This window comes from Arthrobacter sp. AL12 (genome assembly GCF_029960645.1).
In the GTDB taxonomy this organism is placed as follows: Bacteria; Actinomycetota; Actinomycetes; order Actinomycetales; family Micrococcaceae; genus Arthrobacter.
Window position 1 is genome coordinate 149,246 of sequence record NZ_JASBQY010000001.1, and the last position, 15,874, is coordinate 165,119.

Genomic DNA, 15,874 nt, shown 5'->3' on the forward strand with positions numbered 1-15,874 from the left:
CCCTCGCGGGGCGCTGCTCAGACCTGCTCTTTCGGGAGGTCTTCCTTCCGGACAGCGTAGTGATGTCCGTGAGCGTCGGTCTCCACTTCGAAACCGGCGAGCTCCGCCTCAGAGGCCGTCTCGAAGTCGTCATGCCTGTGAACGACCGGTGCGGAGTAATCCCCCCGTGAGGCAGGGCCGAAAAGGAAGCGTGCCCAATACGACGGGTGCAGGTGCTGCCCCAAGGCAGCCTTCCTCAGTGGAAGTGCCACAATTCCCACCTCCTCTCCCGCGTCCGGGCCACGGGGAACGGCCGCGGCCAGTGCTGGTGCCAGTGACCTCATTTTACGCCCGACGCCGGTGAAAGGCATGGGTGCCGACGTCCGGAAAAGGCGTGTGGCCGGCCCGGCAACTTCGCCGGGAAACGCCCGGAACGCACGGCCGGGGGCGCACCCCCGGCGGCGGCCTTGGCTTACCGCAGGGACTTGTCCCCGGGGTTGCGCGGCACGACGTAGCTGCTGCCGTCGGGGCGGTGAAGGGTCTCCCACTGCTGGGTTTCGGCTTCGCGCCGGGCCAGCAGCTCACGGTTCTGCTCTGTCATCTCGTGTCCCAGGGCGCTGCGGTTGGCAGGTCCGAAAATCATCCGGAGTTTGCCCGTGGCGCGCATGAACCTCTGCGAGGCGTTTTCGGCTTTTTCCTTGGCCATCACTATCCACTCCTAAGAACGAGACGTTCCCACCAGTGTACGCTGATGATTAGTGCACTAACTATTTCGGGAGGGCCCACGTGGCGGATGTGACCGACGGAACCCAGGACGACCTTCTGCTGGAGCACCAGCTCTGCTTCGCCCTCACGGTGGCCTCCCGCAGCGTCGTCGGCGCGTACAAGCCCGTGCTGGACAGGCTGGGGCTGACCCACCCCCAGTACCTGGTGATGCTGTGCCTCTGGGAATCCAGCCCACGCTCCCTGCGGGACATCAGTGAGGCCCTCGCGCAGGAACCGGCAACGATTTCGCCCCTGCTGCGCCGCCTGGAAGCGGCCGGTTTCATCACGCGCCAGCGGGTTCCGGGCGACGAAAGGACCCTTGCCGTGGGACTGACCCCGCAAGGAGCCGCGCTGCGGCAGCAGGCCACCGCAGTGCCCGGCACCATGATGGACCGGCTGGGCCTGACCCGCGAACAGGTCAGCCAACTGCACGCCGCCATGATGGACCTGATTGCGGCCACGAGGTCTGGTCCCAACGGCCCGCCCCGGCGGTAGACTGTGCAAAACACAGGAGGACTGCTGATGCGCAAGCAACTGAGCCACGCGGCGCTCGTTCTGATGGCGGTTGCCGGACTGGCTGCCTGCTCGCCGGGCGGCGGAACACCGTCGCCGTCGGCCACGTCCCCCGGTTCGACGGGGGCAAGCGCGACGGCCACCCCCTCGCCGGACACCGAAACGAAGACCCCTGCCCCCTCGCCGTCTGCCGCCCCCGCCACCTCCGGCCCAGGGCAAGGCAACGCCGAACTCGCGATCATGGTCAAGCCGTCCGCGACAGGTACACCCGCGAACTTCACCCTCGTCTGCGTGGACGGGGTCCCGGCCGCCGAGAGCCAGCATCCCGACGCTGCCGCGGCCTGCCTGGCCGTAAAGAACAACGCGGCGCTGCTCAGTCCCGCGCCCCGGCCAACGGACCAGGCCTGCACCATGCAGTACGGCGGCCCGCAGGAGGCCACGGTCACGGGCGTGGTGGACGGCCGGCCGGTCGAAACGACCTTCACGCTGCGCGACGGCTGCGAGATCGCGGCCTGGAATGCCGCCAAGGACGTCCTTGGCTCCACCGGAGGGGCTGTCTAAGCTGCACTGCCTCCCGCAGGGAGCCTGGCTGGAGCGCCAGGCCGCTTATCAGGCGCGAGTCCGCCGCTATGCCGATCCCTATCTCGCCCGTCGGTCCGCCGGCCGGAAGCACCCGGTCGAGGACTTCCTCTTCACCTACTACACCCAGAAGCCGGGCCAGCTGCTGCGCTGGCACCCGGGTGCCGGCGTCGTCCTTTCCGGCCCCGCGGCGGCAGAGCGCACCGGCTGGAAGTACTACCGCACGCCCGACGACGGCGAACTCGCCGCCACCGGCCTGCCCCCGGGCAGCGCGGCCGTCACGGTCGACGTCGAGACGTTTGTCCGGGACCGGCGTGAGGCGCTGCAGTTCGCCGGGACCATCCTGGCCGGGACGGCGGCGCGGCCGGCGCAGTTCGGCTGCTTCGGGCTGCACGAGTGGGCGATGGTCTACCGGCAGGACAAATTCCGGCTCCGGCACGAGTACCTCCAGCTCCGCCTTGGTTCCGGTCGGACCGACGAGGTGGTGGAGGAGAACCGGATCCGCTGCTCGCACTTCGATGCCTTCCGCTTCTACACGCCCGACGCCGTGCCGCTGAACAGCCTGACGCCGAGCCGGGAGAACCAGCGCAGCATGGAGCAGCCGGGGTGCCTGCACGCCAACATGGACCTGTACAAGTGGGCCTACAAACTCGCTCCGCTGCTGCCCAGCGAGCTGGTGATGGACTGCTTCGAACTTTCCTGGCGGATCAGGGCAATGGACATGCAGGCGTCACCCTACGACTTGAAGGAATGGGGCTATCCCGCCATCCTGATCGAAACGGCCGAAGGAAAGGCCGAGTACGTTGAACAGCAGCGGGCCTTTTCCGACGAATCGCAGGAGCTGCGGCACCGGCTGCTGCGGGAGCTCACGCCCCTGCTTCAGTCCGTGGGTTCCGGCCCCGGCCCTGCCCCCGAAACCACGAAAGGACGGCAATGACCGCCACCCACGAAATTGAACTCACCATCCACCTGACCGAGGCCCCCGGCGCCCCGGAACACGTCTTCCGGCTGGAGACCAGCCGCGGCGTCCTCGCCGAGGGGTGCACCCTGCCGGATTCCGCCGCCGCCCTCGCGGCTGTCACGGAGCACGGGGAGGACATATTCTTCCCCAAGCCGGGCCCGCCGAAGCTGTGCACCCAGCAGTACGGCGGCCCGCAGGTCGCCGTGGTGACGGGCTGGTTCCTGGGCCGGGAAGTCAGCAGCCGGTTCAGCCGCACCGACGGCTGCGAGATCGCCCGCTGGCGCGCCATGGCGCCGCTGCTGGGTGGGGTTGCGGGTTCGACCGGCGCCATCTGAACCGCCGCCGCGGAACGTTAGTGCTGGCCTCGCCGGAAGTCTGAATGGCAGGTTAACGGCCAGGGGCCGGCGGTGGGAACCGCCGGCCCCTGGTCATTGCTGTCAGGGTTGGACTCCGCCTACTAGATGGCGTTGTTCGGGCGGTCCAGCTCCGGGTTCAGGAACTTGGACTGCTCCTGCTTCACCTTCTTGCCCTTATCCTTCTTTTCCTTCTTCGTGCCGTCGTCGCCGCTGGCACCGGGACCGACATTGCTGCCCTGGTCCTCGGACGTCGGTGGAACCACGACGGCGCCGGCCGGCGTCACCAGCACGCTGACGAACGTCGGATCACTGGCCCCGGCGAAGGTCACGCGTCCGATGTACGAGCCAACAGCCAGAGCCGTCCAGTTCAACGTGACCACGCCGGACTGGCCGTTGGCGAGCCGCAGCGGGTTAGGCGTCAGGCTCGCGTTTCCCACATTCGGAACGAGGACCGATGCGTCCACACTGCCCTTGGTCAGCCGCCCGTTGGGGCTGGCGTAGAGGTTCGCGTAAATCGTATACGTCCCGGCTTCCGGGTTGGGCAGGGATACTGACTCACTCGCCGAGGAGGTCGCCACCGTGAGCGGGCCACTGGGCGTCATGACGAACATGTCGAAATCAGCGTTTTCGTCCGAGGAAAGGACCGAGAACTTGGCCAGCGGGCTGCCGGCCGGTACCTCAACGGTCTTGACGAAGTTCGAGGCATCCGACTCGCCCGTAAACGGACCCGGAACGAGCTCCACGGCGGAGGTGTCCGCTTTGGAAAGACCATCAAGGGTCATCTTGATCGGGGCATTGGTGCCGGAAACCACCTTGATGTCACCGGAACCGGTGCCGCCCTCCGACGTGAAGGCAACGTCCTTGGACGCGACCACCGACTGCGGGCGGACCGCGATCGGTGACGCGACGCTCTTGTTGGCACCCTGCCAGGTCAGCGAGCCCATGGCGAACTTGCCGAGGGCCGCGCTCCGGTTTTCGAAGGACACCTTGAAGGTCTTCTTCTCACCGGCCGTGCCGAACGTCAGGATGGACGGAGTCACGGTGACCTTGACGCCCGGAACGTCGGCCTTGACCCGGTAGGTGCCAGGGGTCAGTGCCGTCAGTGTGCGGGTTACCTCGATCTTGCCGGTCAGGTTACCCAGCGAGAAGGACGGGACGTTCATGTCGCGGGCCTTGGTGGTGCCCAGACCCGGCATCCCGAGGTTGACCCCGGTGCCCTGGATGAACTTCAGGTAGTCCTCTTCGCTGGCGTCGTAGACCAGGCCCGGATCCAGCACGCGGGCCGGGTCGACCTGGCCTGCGCCGGTGGCGAGGACGTCGGTGTTCTTGCTGCCGTCCGCGTTCTTGACATCGCCGGCGGTGGTCATCATCGCGGACTTGACAGTCGCCGGAGACCATTTAGGGCTCTTGCCCAGGATCAGGGCGCCGAAGCCCGCCACGTGCGGAGCGGCCATGGAGGTACCGGACAAAAAGCCAAAGTTGTCCCCGCCCGTGCCGATCGGCGATACGCCGGCCAGAACTGCGACGCCGGGGGCGGCAACGTCGGGCTTCAGCAGGTCGGATTCGGTGGCCAGCAGCGGGCCGCGGGAAGAGAATCCTGCGATCTGCGGCTGGGCCTCAAGCGGCAGGCCGGTGGTGTCCTTGTTGACCAGGGACACGGTGATGGCCGGGGTGGCGGTGACCTTGGCCTTGATGGTTTCGGTGGCCGGAGGGTTCACGTGGACGGTAGGAACGGAGTGCTTGTCGGTGTCCAGGGAGGAATTGCTGAGGTTCACCAGGATCATGCCGACGCCGCCGGCATTCTTGACTTCGGCGCTCTTGGCGACGCGGTCAAAGACGCCGCGGTCGCACACCACGACCTTGCCCGCAACCTTGGCGCGGTCCAGTGTGCCCGGACCGCACCGTGCAGCGTTGGCGTTTCCGGCCGTGATGGCCGCCTTGGCGGCCAGTACGACGCCGGCGCCCGTGACCTCGCGGTTCATGATGCTGGCGCCGCGGAACTTGCTGCCGTCAGAGAACTCAACGGTGCCCTGGAGCTCCTGGGAGAAGCTGCTGGCGGCAACCGTGGTGACCCACGGTGCGCCGTGGTTGACGGTGCTTGCGGTCGGGCCGGAGTTTCCTGCCGAGGCCGCGACGAAGATGCCAGCGGAGGCTGCGGAAAGGAACGCCATGGAGACCGGATCGGTGGTGGTGGTCGTTGAGCCGGAGATCGAGTAGTTCAGGACGTCGACGCCGTCGTAGATGGCCTGGTCGATTGCGGCAACCGAGGAGGAGCTGTAGCAGCCGCCGGTGTTGGGGTCGGTGTCCTCCCAGCAGACCTTGTAGACGGAGAGCTTCGCCGCGGGGGCGATGCCGCTCGTCAGTCCGAAACTGCGTCCGTCGACGAAGGTCTCGACGTTGGCGTTGCCCACGGCAGTGCTGCCGGTGTGGGTGCCGTGGCTGTCGACGTCGACCGGGGAGATCTTCTCGATCGGGGATCGGTTGCCCGCCGGAACATACGTGAGGAAATCGTCGGCAAAGTAGTGCGCGGCGAGGACCTTGGAGTTGCAGGCGGAGCCGTCGAAGTCCTGGCCCGTCTGGCACTCGCCGACGAAGGTGTCGCCGTCGGACTTGAGCATCGCAATCTTGCCGTCGTCCGTGCGGTAAGGGACTCCGACGACGGGATTGCCAACGAGCGGCTTGACCTGTTCGCCGGCGAAGAAGGGGCTGGAGGGCGTGTACCCGGTGTCAATGACGCCGACGACGACGCCCTTGCCCGCCGCGTCCTGGCCACCGAACTTTGTGTTCCAGGTGCCGTTGGGGCCGCTGAGTTTCAGGAAATCGGTGCTGGAGTAGTCGGGAGCGTTTTCCGTGTCCGGCGCGACAACCAGCACGCCGGGGTCCTTGGCCAGCTTGATGGCCTGATCCGCTGTCAGGTTAGCGCTGAAGCCGTTGACAGCCGCCGTGAACTGCCGCTTCATCTGGACGTTTTGCTGCCCTGCAACCGCTGCCTGCTTCTGCTCTAGGTGTGCCTCGTATTTCTGGACTTCGGCACGCTTGGTATCGAGCTTCTTGCCCGATTCCGGCTTGGTTGAAGCGAGTCCGGGCGTCCCGCCGTCGTAGGTCGCCGCCGGCTTCTCGGCCAGGACAACGATGTAGCGGCCGTCCTTGAAGCTGCTCGGATCCATCTTCTTTTGTGCGACTCCCGCAACGGTGGATCCCGGTACCGCGGTGGCGGGCGCGATCGCGACTGTTGACAAGAGAACCGGCAAGCCCAGGGTCAGTGCCACGGCCCTCCGGAGTCCCCCGCTTCGAAGGAAGCTCTTTCCTGGTGATTTCACGTGTGGTTGAACCTTTCATAAGGAACGGTCCCGACGGTGGTGCCGGGTCAACGGACTGGCCGGACAGAAAGAGCTGAGACTCTCACGGCCCGACGGATACCAGCCGATTCATACAGTACAGACTGAGAGCCAGATATGACATAGCCCACAAAGGGCAAATCCAAATTTGTCAATCAATTCGACAAGACCCGGCGGATCGGCCGTGTCCAGGTGCGCGGGAGGGGCGCCGAAGAGTCGCCGGAGGGCGCGGTGGGGCGCGGGTGGGGCGCGGACGGCCCTGCCGGGCCGGCCGCGGGAATCGCCGAACTCCGGCGCCCGCTACTGGCGGGGGGTTCTGACCACTTCGCTGATCCACGCGCGCGTCTTGTCATCCAGCGGCCCGGCGACATTGCTGTCCCGGGCTTTGCGGTCCGCCTTGATCTTCTGCAGCACCATCCGGCCCAGGCCGGCGAAAACGGCGGCAGCGACGACGGGCAGGACCATGGATTTCGATTTCTCGGACATGCGCACATCCTACTGACCGCGCACCGTGGTGACCAGAGATCGGCGCAGACCGCGCCGGGCCACAGCGCCCCTCGCCGGACGTGTCCGCCGCCCACCGTCCCGGCGTCCGGGCGGGCAGCGTTCACACTCCCCGCCCGAATGCGGCCGGACGCGCCGCGGCCGGTAGAATGGGCATGCAAGCTCGCGGAGCGCTCTGTCACGTTGTCCTCACCACACAGCGGATTGGCGTGAGACGGCATCACTCCGCTGCGCCCTTACCCAATGCTCACGCACAGGAGTTGCCGGATGCCCCGGATCGTTGTCGACGTCATGCCCAAGCCCGAGATTCTCGACCCGCAGGGGAAGGCCATCGTGGGTGCACTGCCCCGCCTGGGCTTCACCGCGTTTAGCTCTGTCCGCCAGGGAAAGCGCTTTGAACTCACGGTCGATGGCGAGGTGACGGAGGAGATCCTGGCCCAGGCCCGGAACGCCGCCGAGACCCTGCTGTCCAACCCGGTCATCGAGGACGTCGTCAACGTCGAGGTCGTCGAGGCCTGAGATGACTGAACTCCCCCTAATCGGCGAGGCCGTCGCCGCGCCCGCCCAGCTCATAGGTGCGAAGATCGGCGTCGTCACCTTCCCCGGCACCCTGGACGACCGCGACGCCGTCCGTGCGATCCGCCTGGCCGGCGCCACCGCGGTGCCCCTCTGGCACGCCGACACCACCCTCGGCGACGTCGACGCCGTCGTGATTCCCGGCGGATTCTCCTACGGCGATTACCTGCGCGCGGGCGCCATCTCCCGGTTCGCGCCCCTCATGGCCAGGATCATCGACGCCGCCCACTCGGACGCCAGGCTGCCAGTCCTGGGCATCTGCAACGGCTTCCAGATCCTCACCGAATCGCACCTGCTGCCCGGCTCGATGATCAAGAACGATCACCTGAAATTCATGTGCCGCGACCAGGTCCTGCGCGTGGAGAACAACACCACCGACTGGACCCGGGACTACGCCGTCGGCCAGGAAATCACCGTGCCGCTGAAGAACCAGGACGGCCAGTACATCGCGGACGAAAAGACCCTCGATGCCCTGGAGGCGGAGGGGCGCGTGGTGTTCCGCTACGTCGGCTTCAACCCGAACGGCTCCCGCCGCGACATCGCCGGCATCTCCAACGCCACGGGCAACGTGGTGGGCCTCATGCCGCACCCGGAGCACGCCGTGGAGGCAGGGTTTGGACCCGAAAACGGCTCCGGCACCGAGGGCCTGGGCTTCTTCACCTCTGTACTGAACAAGATCGTGGGAGACACCAAATGACGGAGACGTCGACTGGCCGGACGGCCGGCACCGCCACCGAGACCAAGAAGTTCAACATCGACACCGTCGAGAACGCGGCCAAGACCCCGGACGTCGAACTCCCCTGGGCCGAGCTGGGCCTGAAGCAGAACGAGTTCGACGAGGTCGTCAAGGTCCTGGGCCGCCGCCCGACCGGCGCCGAACTCGCCATGTACTCCGTGATGTGGAGCGAGCACTGCTCCTACAAGTCCTCGAAGAACCACTTGCGCCAGTTCGGCGAAAAGGTCACCGACGAGATGAAGAAAGACATGCTGGTGGGCATCGGCGAAAACGCCGGTGTGACCAACCTGGGCGATGGCTGGGCCGTGACGTTCAAGATCGAGTCCCACAACTCGCCGTCGTTCGTGGAGCCGTACCAGGGCGCCGCGACCGGCATCGGCGGCATTGTCCGCGACATCATCTCGATGGGCGCCCGCCCGGTGGCCGTTATGGACCCGCTGCGGTTCGGTGCCATTGACCACCCGGACACGGCCCGCGTCATGCACGGCGCCGTGGCCGGCATCGGCGGCTACGGGAACTCCCTGGGCCTGCCGAACATCGGTGGCGAAATGGTTTTCGATTCCGTGTACCAGGGCAACCCGCTGGTCAACGCCCTCGCCGTCGGCGTCATGCGGCACGAGGACATCCGCCTCGCCAACGCCTCCGGCAAGGGCAATAAGGTGGTGCTCTTCGGCGCCCGCACCGGCGGCGACGGCATCGGCGGCGCCTCCGTGCTGGCCTCGGAGTCCTTCGACGACACCAAGCCGTCCAAGCGCCCCGCCGTCCAGGTCGGCGACCCCTTCGCCGAGAAGGTCCTGATCGAATGCTGCCTCGAGCTGTTCAAGGGCTCCCTGGTGGACGGCATCCAGGACCTCGGCGCCGCCGGCATCTCCTGCGCCACGTCCGAGCTCGCCTCCAACGGCGACGGCGGCATGGAAGTGGAGCTGACCTCCGTCCTGCTCCGCGATCCGACCCTGACCCCGGGCGAAATCCTGATGTCCGAGTCGCAGGAACGCATGATGGCCGTCGTCACCCCGGAGAACGTCGCCGCCTTTGAAGCGGTCATGCACAAGTGGGCCGTGGAGCACTCCTGGCTCGGCGAGGTGACGGACACCGGCCGCCTCATCATCACCTGGGAAGGCGACGTGATCGTCGACGTCGACCCGCGCACCGTGGCCCACGACGGTCCGGTCTACGACCGTCCGTACGCGCGCCCCGAATGGCAGGACGCCGTGCAGGCCGATGCCTTCACCGGGTCCGTGCAGGATGCCGGCCGCCCGTCCGCCCCCGCGGAACTGGCCGCCGCCATCACCGAACTCGTCGCCTCACCAAACATGTGCGACAAGTCCTGGATCACCAACCAGTACGACCGCTACGTCGGCGGCAACACCGCCATGGCGTTTCCGGACGACGCCGGCGTGGTCCGGGTGGACGAGGAAACCGGTCTGGGCGTGGCCCTGGCCACCGACGCCAACGGCCGCTACACCTACCTCGACCCGTACCACGGCGCGCAGCTGGCGCTGGCCGAGGCGTACCGCAACGTGGCCACCTCCGGTGCCGTGCCGATGGCGGTCAGCGACTGCCTGAACTTCGGCTCCCCAGAGGACCCCGATGTGATGTGGCAGCTGGCTGAAGCCATCCGCGGTCTGTCGGACGCCTGCATGGTGCTCGGCATCCCGGTTACCGGCGGCAACGTCTCGCTCTACAACCAGACCGGCAGTACCCCCATCCACCCCTCCCCCGTGGTCGCCGTGCTCGGCAAGTTCGACGACGTCGCCCGCCGCACGCCGTCGGGCTGGAAGGAAGACGGCCAGGCCATCTACCTGCTCGGCACGACGGAGGCGGAACTGGACGGCTCTGAATGGTCCAACATGCGCGGACACCTCGGCGGCCTGCCGCCGAAGGTTGACCTCGACGCCGAGCGGGCCCTGGGCGAGATCCTGATCAACGCCTCCCGCGACGGCATGGTGGACTCCGCGCACGACCTCTCCGAAGGCGGCCTCGCGGCGGCCCTCGTGGAGTCCTCGCTGCGCTACGGGGTGGGGGCCCGGGTCGCGCTCCAGGATGTCCTGGACCGCGACGGCGTGGACCTGTTCACGGCACTGTTCTCCGAGACCCAGGGCCGCGCCATTGTGGCTGTGCCCCGCTCCGAGGAGATCCGCTTCACGGACATGTGCACCGCCCGCGGCTTCCCGCATCTGCGGATCGGCGTCGTGGACGCTGAGGGCGGCACGCTGGAGATCACCGGCGTCGAGACCATGAACCTCGAATCCCTCCGCGAGGCCCACGAGGCCACCCTGCCGAAGTACTTCGGCTAGCCCCACCGCCCCACCCGCTGCCACCACCATCGACTGCTCCGCAACGGCCCTTTTGAACCCTCAGAACGGCGGTTTCGGAGCAGTCGATGTGGCTTAACGGCCCGGACGCCAGCCAGCCTGGACCAGCGCGGACCGGACCTCGGTCCAGCCGAGAGCCGTGTACCGCTCGGATCGGGCGATGTCCCTGACGATCTGTCCCTCTTCACCGTGTTGCTCGCCCTCGTACTCGATGCCGATCCTGTATTTCCGATACGACAAGTCGGGTTCGTGGTGCCGCGTTCCTGCGGCGTCGACGATCGGCACATTCAGTTCCGGTTCCGGAAGACCGCCCCGGACAATGGCAAGTCTCAGCAGTGACTCCTGCGGCGAATCCGAGCCCACCCGTATGAGTTTTATGGCCTCCCGCGCCTTGCGGATTCCACGCTTTCCCCGGTGGCGGTCGATCATCCGCTGTAGGTCCGCGAGGCTGCATAACGGCATGTCCCTGCCCTCGAACTCGAGCCGGGGGACGCGGACGCAGCTGTCGCCGGCCACAACAAGTTCGTCCACGGTCAGCATTTCGGCGAGATCAAGCCAAGTTCGCTCCGGCGTGGTGAGGGGAATCCCGTCCAGGAGCGTGATCTCGTCGTCGTAGAGCTTCATCCGGTGAACGATGACATGCGGACGGTTGAGATGGGCTGCACCCTCGGGCCTGATCACGTGATACATCGGCGGTCCCTCCTTCTGACGCCGCGCCGGAAGCGAACCAAGCTCCGCCGCGGTGAGGTGCGACGCGGCGCATCGCTCATTGACCTCAATGAATGGCCGCACCCTCACGCTTAACGGAATCCCCGGCGTCGGGCTCTGGGAACGAATCCCCCTCCCCAGCGCTGAGAGGGAGCGGTGGCGGAGCCGCTTGGGCGACACTCCGGCCTCGGCGGCTTCCACAACGGTGAAGGGGCGTCCACGGAAATCGTCCGGCAGCGGGCGTGCGGTTTTCATGGCTTCATGAGACCAGAACCGCGGGAAACCCGCAGAAGTTATCCACACCACCCAATCCGCTGCTCCATAGGTGCCGTTATGACGCCTCAAAAGGGCACCTGCGGAGCAACCGATGGATTCAGTCGTCGCTGCGGAGCTCGCGCTGGCGGGCGCTGAGAAGTTCCAGTTCCGGCCGTGCCGCGACAAAGCGTTCGACGGCGGCCAGCACCTCGACGAGGTGCGCCCGGTCCGCGGCGACCAGCCCGACGCCGATCACGGTGCGGCGGTACTGGTCCTGCAGTCCGGCCTCGGTCACGGAAACGTCGAAGCGGCGCTTGAGCTCGGCGAGCACCGGGCGCACCACGGAGCGCTTCTCCTTCAGGCTGTGGACGTCGCCGAGGAGGACATCGAATTCGATCCAGCCGATCCACATGCATTTATCCTAGCGAGTGCTCCGTAACTGCCGTTTTGGGGTGCCAAAAGGGCGGTTACGGAGCACTCGACGGGGGGGGTTAGATGGTGAGCTCGCCCATCCGGTCCCAGCCCTCGCCGTCGAACTGGCGGCTGATGATTTGGGGCGTCTCCCGCAGGGCCTGGGGCATATCCGCCATGGCCTGCTTGAAGTGTGCGCTGTTGACGTGGTCCCCGGCGGCATCGTCCTTGAAGGCCTCGACCAGGACGAATTCGTTGGGGTCCTCCACACTGCGGGACCAGTCAAACCACAGGTTGCCCGGTTCCTGGCGGGTCGCCTGGGTGAAGTCCTGCACGAGGCCGAGCCAGCGGTCAGACCAGTCGGGCTTGACCTTGAATTTAACGACAATGAAGATCACGGGAACTGCCTTTCGATGCGGCGGAACGGGCGGGACAGTGTTCCATTCTTGCAACAGGACAACGCGGGGTCACACCGGGCCCATTGCGTGGGCATTGATGGGCCGGCAGTGACCCCGCGTTGGAGTAGGAGGGACGGGGGTCAGCAGGACTCGATCGCCTCGCGGGCCAGTTCCTGCTGCCGCGGAGTGCCGATGCGTTCCGCCCACTGCGCGGCGAGCTGGAACTCCACCATCGCCTCGGTGCAGCGCCCGGCGTCGTGGGCCGAATCGGCGATGGCGAGCATGTGCAGGGCATCCACGGCCAGGAATTCCTCGCCCAGGGGGTCCGCGAGTTCGGCGGCGTGTTCAAAGAGCGGCACGGCCGTCTCCGCGTGCCCGCTGGAGTTCAGCACCGGCCGCGTTCCAGCAGCACCCGGACGGCCACGGTGGGTTCGTCGCCGTCGCCCGCGTCCAGCAGCGCGTCCGCTTCCTCGAACCGGCCCTGCAGGCCGATGGCACGGCCAAGCTGGGTGGTCAGCTCGGCGCGTTCGTCGGCGTCGTAGGCCGGATCGGCCGCGGCCGCCCGAAAACGGGCTTCCGAGGCCTGCGGGTCCTCAAAATTCCAGAGGTCATCAAGGGTGGCTTGGTTCAGCATTGCCTGCTCCTGATCAGCTCTCACCTGCAGCCAGTTGATGTGCACTGTCAATGTATCGGGAAGTGACGAGTCTTTGGGCGGCCTTGGCCACTGCCCCGCCGGCGGCGTAGAACCAGTTGGAGTGCCGGCTGAAGGCGGTGATGGTGAAGATGACGGCGCCGGCTGCATCGATGGAGACCTCAAATGCCTCCTCGCCGCGCTCCGGGTGGCCGGGGAGCGTGCCGTAGCCGAACCCTGCCGACTGCGCCGAGGTTCCGGGGGCCGGGGGCCGGACCCACACGACCTCGCACGGCGCGTTGATCCGGAAGGGCCCGATGCCGAATCCGCTGACAATCCGGGAGCCGGACTCCACCGCCTCGGTTTCGGTCCGGACCCGCAGCCCGGACCGGCGCTGGATCTGCCAGTTGAGGATCCCGTCGGCGACTCGGCGGTAGGTTTCGAAGCCCTCGCCCACATGGGCACTGGCCCGGGACCGGGCGAAGCCCTCCGGCGACCGGCCCTCGCTGGTGAACCCGATGCCGGGATAGTTGAGTTCGCCCCGGGCGATCCGCGCGGTCATGCCCGGCCGCCGTCGGCCAGCCGCGCCCAGCCCAGCTGCTCCTGCTGGCGGCGGCTCAGCGAGGCCACCACCAGGTCGTAGGAATCCTCGACCATGTCCCGCACCATCGCATCGGGCAGGGCCCCGTCCAGGCGCACCCCGTTCCAGTGCTTCTTGTTCATGTGCCACGCGCCGGTGATCTCCGGGTGCGCCGCGCGCAGCTGTTCGGCCAGGGCGGGCTCGCACTTCAGGCTGACGGAGAAGTCGGCCGCCGCCAGGGCGGAGAGGGCGAACATCTTGGCGTCGTGGCGGGCGCCGCCGGCCACCGCGGCGCGCACCTTGAAGACCGACGTCTCCGGCCCGAACGGGAAGTCCTCGAAGGCGCCCGGAAAACTCAGGCAGATTCCCCGGAGTGCAGCTGCATCCATGCTCCGAGCCTACTGGCCGGGCCGGACATTGTGCAGGCGCCCTTGCCGTCGGCCCCCGGCCGCGCCGGCACGGCGCCTCTCCACCGCCGCAGCTCCAGCGCCGGCAGCTCCAGCCCAGCGGAAGTTCAGTCAGAGGCCGAAGCGCCTGGCGTCCTGGGCCGGGCAGGCGTTCATGATGACGTCGAGCCCGGCGGCCTTCGCCCGGGCCGCGGCCGCTTCGTCGATGACACCGAGCTGCATCCAGACAGCCTTCGCGCCGACGGCGATCGCCTGATCCACCACGGCCCCCACCTTCCGGGAATTCACAAAGCAGTCGACGACGTCGATCGGCCGCTTCTCGGCGGGGATGTCGGCGAGCGCGGCGTAGCCGGTTTCCCCGTGCACGGGATCGGCCGGCAGATTCACCGGGATGATTTCCATCCCGAGCCGGTCCCGGATGAACAGGGACGTGTCATAGGCGGCACGCCACTGGTTTGTGGACAGGCCGACAATGGCCCACCGCCCCTTGGTGCGCATGAGCTTTTCGAGGACTGCCGGATCGTTGACTTGGGCCATGAGCACAGCCTAACCGCCCCCGTGCCGCCGGGGCGGCAAGGACCCCGCACGCCCGGCGGGCAGCCGCCGGACCGCCGCCGGCCACGGACCGGTCGAGGTACCCGGTGCGAATAATCGACCGGCGCATGGCCTGCGGGCTGGGCAAGACCGAATATTACGCCGGACAACCAGCCCCGTTTGGGAAAAAGCGCCGATTCCGTTTTAGTGGGAAGCGACCATCCCGAGCGGCCGAGAGACCTGGATCGATGAAGCCGCAGCAACCCTGGTCGCCGTTATCCGTCCCTGGATGCCGGCGATAGCAAGGTATGGAGCCAAGGGAACCGCCGGACTGACCACCCGGTACAAAGGCTCATTCCGTAGGGTGCTACTGCCAGGACCGATGGAGTATCCCTATGACTGCTGTCCTGTCCCCCTCCGCGCCTGAGCCGTCCCTGGACTCCCGCGCCGGATCCGCCACCCGCACCCCCGCCCTGCCGGTTGCCTTCCGTGGCCTGCGCCGGACCTTCGGCACCGGTGCAGGGGCCCACAACGTGCTGCGCGACGTTGACTTCGAGATCCGCGCCGGGGAGGTCCTGGCTATCCTCGGCACCTCCGGCTGCGGCAAGTCCACGCTGCTCCGGGCCGCCGCCGGACTCGACTCCCCCACCGCGGGCAGCGTTGATATCGACGGCACCCCCGTCCAGGGCATTGACTCCCGGTGCGCCTTCGCCTTCCAGGAACCGCGCCTCCTGCCGTGGCACACCCTGCAGGCCAACATCGCGATCGGCCTGCCCACCGGCATCAGCGCCCGGGACGGCAAGGCGAAGGTGGCCCGGCTGCTCGACCTCGTCGGGCTCACGGACTTCGCCAAGCACCGCCCCCGGGAAATTTCCGGCGGCATGGCCCAGCGCGCCTCGCTGGCCCGGGCCCTCGCCCGCAACCCCGGCGTCCTGCTCCTCGATGAACCGTTCGGCGCGCTCGACGCGCTCACCCGGATCAGGATGCAGGACCTGCTGCTGGACATCCACCGGGCCGAGCCCACCACGGTCCTGCTGGTCACCCACGACGTCGACGAGGCCCTCCAGCTTGCCGACCGCATCATCGTCCTGGGCAAGGACGCTTCCGCCGGCGCAGGAGCCTCCGCGGCCGGTGCGACGATCGTCCGCACCGTGGCCGTGCCCGGCGAGCGCCCCCGGGACCGCGGTTCCGTGGACCTCGCCCGGCTGCGCGCCTCCCTCCTGGCGACCCTCGGCGTCGACGGCCACTAGCCGCCGCGCCGACCCGGTCTCCCCGGGTTGGCCCCGCCGCGGACGCCGCCGCCGCGTCCGCCTGCCTGCTCCACCGTC

At 67.6% G+C, this 15,874-nt stretch carries 20 protein-coding genes; 8 read left to right on the forward strand and 12 right to left on the reverse strand.

From position 1 onward, the window contains the following. Window positions 1–17 precede the first annotated feature (17 nt). Together QK291_RS00680 and QK291_RS00685 are read right to left on the reverse strand one after the other, a co-directional pair. Window positions 18–224, reverse strand: coding sequence for a hypothetical protein (locus tag QK291_RS00680; protein ID WP_282378906.1), 207 nt, complete (start codon window positions 222–224; stop codon window positions 18–20). A 227-nt stretch (window positions 225–451) separates the two neighbouring features. Next, window positions 452–685, reverse strand: a complete 234-nt coding sequence (locus QK291_RS00685) for a hypothetical protein (protein WP_282378115.1) — start codon at window positions 683–685, stop codon at window positions 452–454. 80 nt (window positions 686–765) lie between these two features. On the opposite strand from QK291_RS00685, the gene QK291_RS00690 reads away from it, so the two are divergent. Genes QK291_RS00690 through QK291_RS00705 form a run of 4 tightly spaced genes read left to right on the forward strand, consistent with a single transcriptional unit; the run spans window position 766 to window position 3,132 of the window. Further along, entirely contained in the window at window positions 766–1,239 is a 474-nt protein-coding gene (locus QK291_RS00690; protein ID WP_282378117.1) for a MarR family transcriptional regulator, read from the forward strand. Window positions 1,240–1,266: 27 nt separating this feature from the next. After that, window positions 1,267–1,818: an SSI family serine proteinase inhibitor gene (locus QK291_RS00695; RefSeq protein WP_282378119.1), complete on the forward strand. Its 552-nt coding sequence runs from the start codon at window positions 1,267–1,269 to the stop codon at window positions 1,816–1,818. Between the two features lies 1 nt (window position 1,819). Beyond that, a complete protein-coding gene (locus tag QK291_RS00700) occupies window positions 1,820–2,773 on the forward strand; it encodes a 3-methyladenine DNA glycosylase (RefSeq protein WP_282378908.1) in 954 nt (317 codons plus the stop codon). After that, entirely contained in the window at window positions 2,770–3,132 is a 363-nt protein-coding gene (locus QK291_RS00705; RefSeq protein ID WP_282378121.1) for a serine protease inhibitor, read from the forward strand. The genes QK291_RS00700 and QK291_RS00705 overlap by 4 nt, the downstream gene beginning before the upstream one ends. A 122-nt stretch (window positions 3,133–3,254) precedes the next feature. Here QK291_RS00705 and QK291_RS00710 read toward each other — a convergent pair whose 3' ends face one another. Next, window positions 3,255–6,320, reverse strand: coding sequence for a S8 family serine peptidase (locus QK291_RS00710; RefSeq protein WP_282378123.1), 3,066 nt, complete (start codon window positions 6,318–6,320; stop codon window positions 3,255–3,257). A gap of 471 nt (window positions 6,321–6,791) precedes the next feature. After that, a complete protein-coding gene (locus tag QK291_RS00715; RefSeq protein WP_282378125.1) occupies window positions 6,792–6,977 on the reverse strand; it encodes a hypothetical protein in 186 nt (61 codons plus the stop codon). A gap of 285 nt (window positions 6,978–7,262) precedes the next feature. Between QK291_RS00715 and purS the strand changes: the two genes are divergently transcribed. Genes purS through purL form a run of 3 tightly spaced genes read left to right on the forward strand, consistent with a single transcriptional unit; the run spans window position 7,263 to window position 10,604 of the window. Further along, window positions 7,263–7,514 carry a phosphoribosylformylglycinamidine synthase subunit PurS gene (gene purS / locus QK291_RS00720; protein WP_011690410.1) on the forward strand — a complete coding sequence of 84 codons (252 nt, stop codon included), beginning with the start codon at window positions 7,263–7,265 and terminating at the stop codon, window positions 7,512–7,514. A gap of 1 nt (window position 7,515) precedes the next feature. Beyond that, window positions 7,516–8,268: a phosphoribosylformylglycinamidine synthase subunit PurQ gene (purQ, locus tag QK291_RS00725; RefSeq protein WP_282378127.1), complete on the forward strand. Its 753-nt coding sequence runs from the start codon at window positions 7,516–7,518 to the stop codon at window positions 8,266–8,268. After that, window positions 8,265–10,604, forward strand: coding sequence for a phosphoribosylformylglycinamidine synthase subunit PurL (purL, locus tag QK291_RS00730; RefSeq protein ID WP_282378129.1), 2,340 nt, complete (start codon window positions 8,265–8,267; stop codon window positions 10,602–10,604). Before purQ ends, purL begins: the two co-directional genes overlap by 4 nt. 93 nt (window positions 10,605–10,697) lie before the next feature. Here purL and QK291_RS00735 read toward each other — a convergent pair whose 3' ends face one another. The 8 genes from QK291_RS00735 to QK291_RS00770 form a co-directional block, all read right to left on the reverse strand. Further along, on the reverse strand, window positions 10,698–11,312 hold the full coding sequence (locus QK291_RS00735; RefSeq protein ID WP_282378131.1) for a hypothetical protein: 615 nt from the start codon (window positions 11,310–11,312) through the stop codon (window positions 10,698–10,700). A 391-nt stretch (window positions 11,313–11,703) separates the two neighbouring features. Beyond that, window positions 11,704–11,997 carry a DUF503 domain-containing protein gene (locus tag QK291_RS00740; RefSeq protein WP_069950535.1) on the reverse strand — a complete coding sequence of 98 codons (294 nt, stop codon included), beginning with the start codon at window positions 11,995–11,997 and terminating at the stop codon, window positions 11,704–11,706. Between the two features lie 79 nt (window positions 11,998–12,076). Beyond that, window positions 12,077–12,394 (reverse strand): putative quinol monooxygenase, encoded by a 318-nt coding sequence (locus tag QK291_RS00745; RefSeq protein WP_282378137.1) that lies wholly within the window; start codon window positions 12,392–12,394, stop codon window positions 12,077–12,079. A gap of 140 nt (window positions 12,395–12,534) precedes the next feature. Further along, the gene (locus QK291_RS00750; protein WP_282378139.1) at window positions 12,535–12,786 is read right to left on the reverse strand and encodes a hypothetical protein; all 252 of its coding nucleotides are present in this window, start codon (window positions 12,784–12,786) and stop codon (window positions 12,535–12,537) included. Beyond that, window positions 12,780–13,028, reverse strand: a complete 249-nt coding sequence (locus QK291_RS00755) for a hypothetical protein (protein ID WP_282378141.1) — start codon at window positions 13,026–13,028, stop codon at window positions 12,780–12,782. The genes QK291_RS00750 and QK291_RS00755 overlap by 7 nt, the downstream gene beginning before the upstream one ends. A 13-nt stretch (window positions 13,029–13,041) precedes the next feature. Next, on the reverse strand, window positions 13,042–13,587 hold the full coding sequence (locus tag QK291_RS00760; protein ID WP_282378143.1) for a DUF1990 domain-containing protein: 546 nt from the start codon (window positions 13,585–13,587) through the stop codon (window positions 13,042–13,044). Then, on the reverse strand, window positions 13,584–13,994 hold the full coding sequence (locus tag QK291_RS00765) for an MmcQ/YjbR family DNA-binding protein (RefSeq protein WP_282378145.1): 411 nt from the start codon (window positions 13,992–13,994) through the stop codon (window positions 13,584–13,586). Before QK291_RS00765 ends, QK291_RS00760 begins: the two co-directional genes overlap by 4 nt. 129 nt (window positions 13,995–14,123) lie before the next feature. Continuing rightward, window positions 14,124–14,549 (reverse strand): CoA-binding protein, encoded by a 426-nt coding sequence (locus QK291_RS00770; protein ID WP_282378148.1) that lies wholly within the window; start codon window positions 14,547–14,549, stop codon window positions 14,124–14,126. A 392-nt stretch (window positions 14,550–14,941) separates the two neighbouring features. Here QK291_RS00770 and QK291_RS00775 point away from each other — a divergent pair, with 392 nt between their 5' ends. Then, the gene (locus QK291_RS00775) at window positions 14,942–15,796 is read left to right on the forward strand and encodes an ABC transporter ATP-binding protein (RefSeq protein ID WP_282378150.1); all 855 of its coding nucleotides are present in this window, start codon (window positions 14,942–14,944) and stop codon (window positions 15,794–15,796) included. The last annotated feature ends 78 nt before the right edge of the window (window positions 15,797–15,874 follow it).

Excerpts from the sequence above, each read along its gene's own strand:
- QK291_RS00685 (WP_282378115.1), bottom strand. The coding sequence starts at position 685 with ATGGCCAAGGAAAAAGCCGAAAACGCCTCGCAGAGGTTCATGCGCGCC.
- QK291_RS00695 (WP_282378119.1), top strand. The coding sequence starts at position 1,267 with ATGCGCAAGCAACTGAGCCACGCGGCGCTCGTTCTGATGGCGGTTGCC.
- QK291_RS00705 (WP_282378121.1), top strand. The coding sequence starts at position 2,770 with ATGACCGCCACCCACGAAATTGAACTCACCATCCACCTGACCGAGGCC.
- QK291_RS00710 (WP_282378123.1), bottom strand. The coding sequence starts at position 6,320 with ATGGATCCGAGCAGCTTCAAGGACGGCCGCTACATCGTTGTCCTGGCC.
- QK291_RS00715 (WP_282378125.1), bottom strand. The coding sequence starts at position 6,977 with ATGTCCGAGAAATCGAAATCCATGGTCCTGCCCGTCGTCGCTGCCGCC.
- purS (WP_011690410.1), top strand. The coding sequence starts at position 7,263 with ATGCCCCGGATCGTTGTCGACGTCATGCCCAAGCCCGAGATTCTCGAC.
- purQ (WP_282378127.1), top strand. The coding sequence starts at position 7,516 with ATGACTGAACTCCCCCTAATCGGCGAGGCCGTCGCCGCGCCCGCCCAG.
- purL (WP_282378129.1), top strand. The coding sequence starts at position 8,265 with ATGACGGAGACGTCGACTGGCCGGACGGCCGGCACCGCCACCGAGACC.
- QK291_RS00735 (WP_282378131.1), bottom strand. The coding sequence starts at position 11,312 with ATGTATCACGTGATCAGGCCCGAGGGTGCAGCCCATCTCAACCGTCCG.
- QK291_RS00740 (WP_069950535.1), bottom strand. The coding sequence starts at position 11,997 with ATGTGGATCGGCTGGATCGAATTCGATGTCCTCCTCGGCGACGTCCAC.
- QK291_RS00755 (WP_282378141.1), bottom strand. The coding sequence starts at position 13,028 with ATGCTGAACCAAGCCACCCTTGATGACCTCTGGAATTTTGAGGACCCG.
- QK291_RS00760 (WP_282378143.1), bottom strand. The coding sequence starts at position 13,587 with ATGACCGCGCGGATCGCCCGGGGCGAACTCAACTATCCCGGCATCGGG.
- QK291_RS00765 (WP_282378145.1), bottom strand. The coding sequence starts at position 13,994 with ATGGATGCAGCTGCACTCCGGGGAATCTGCCTGAGTTTTCCGGGCGCC.
- QK291_RS00770 (WP_282378148.1), bottom strand. The coding sequence starts at position 14,549 with ATGGCCCAAGTCAACGATCCGGCAGTCCTCGAAAAGCTCATGCGCACC.
- QK291_RS00775 (WP_282378150.1), top strand. The coding sequence starts at position 14,942 with ATGACTGCTGTCCTGTCCCCCTCCGCGCCTGAGCCGTCCCTGGACTCC.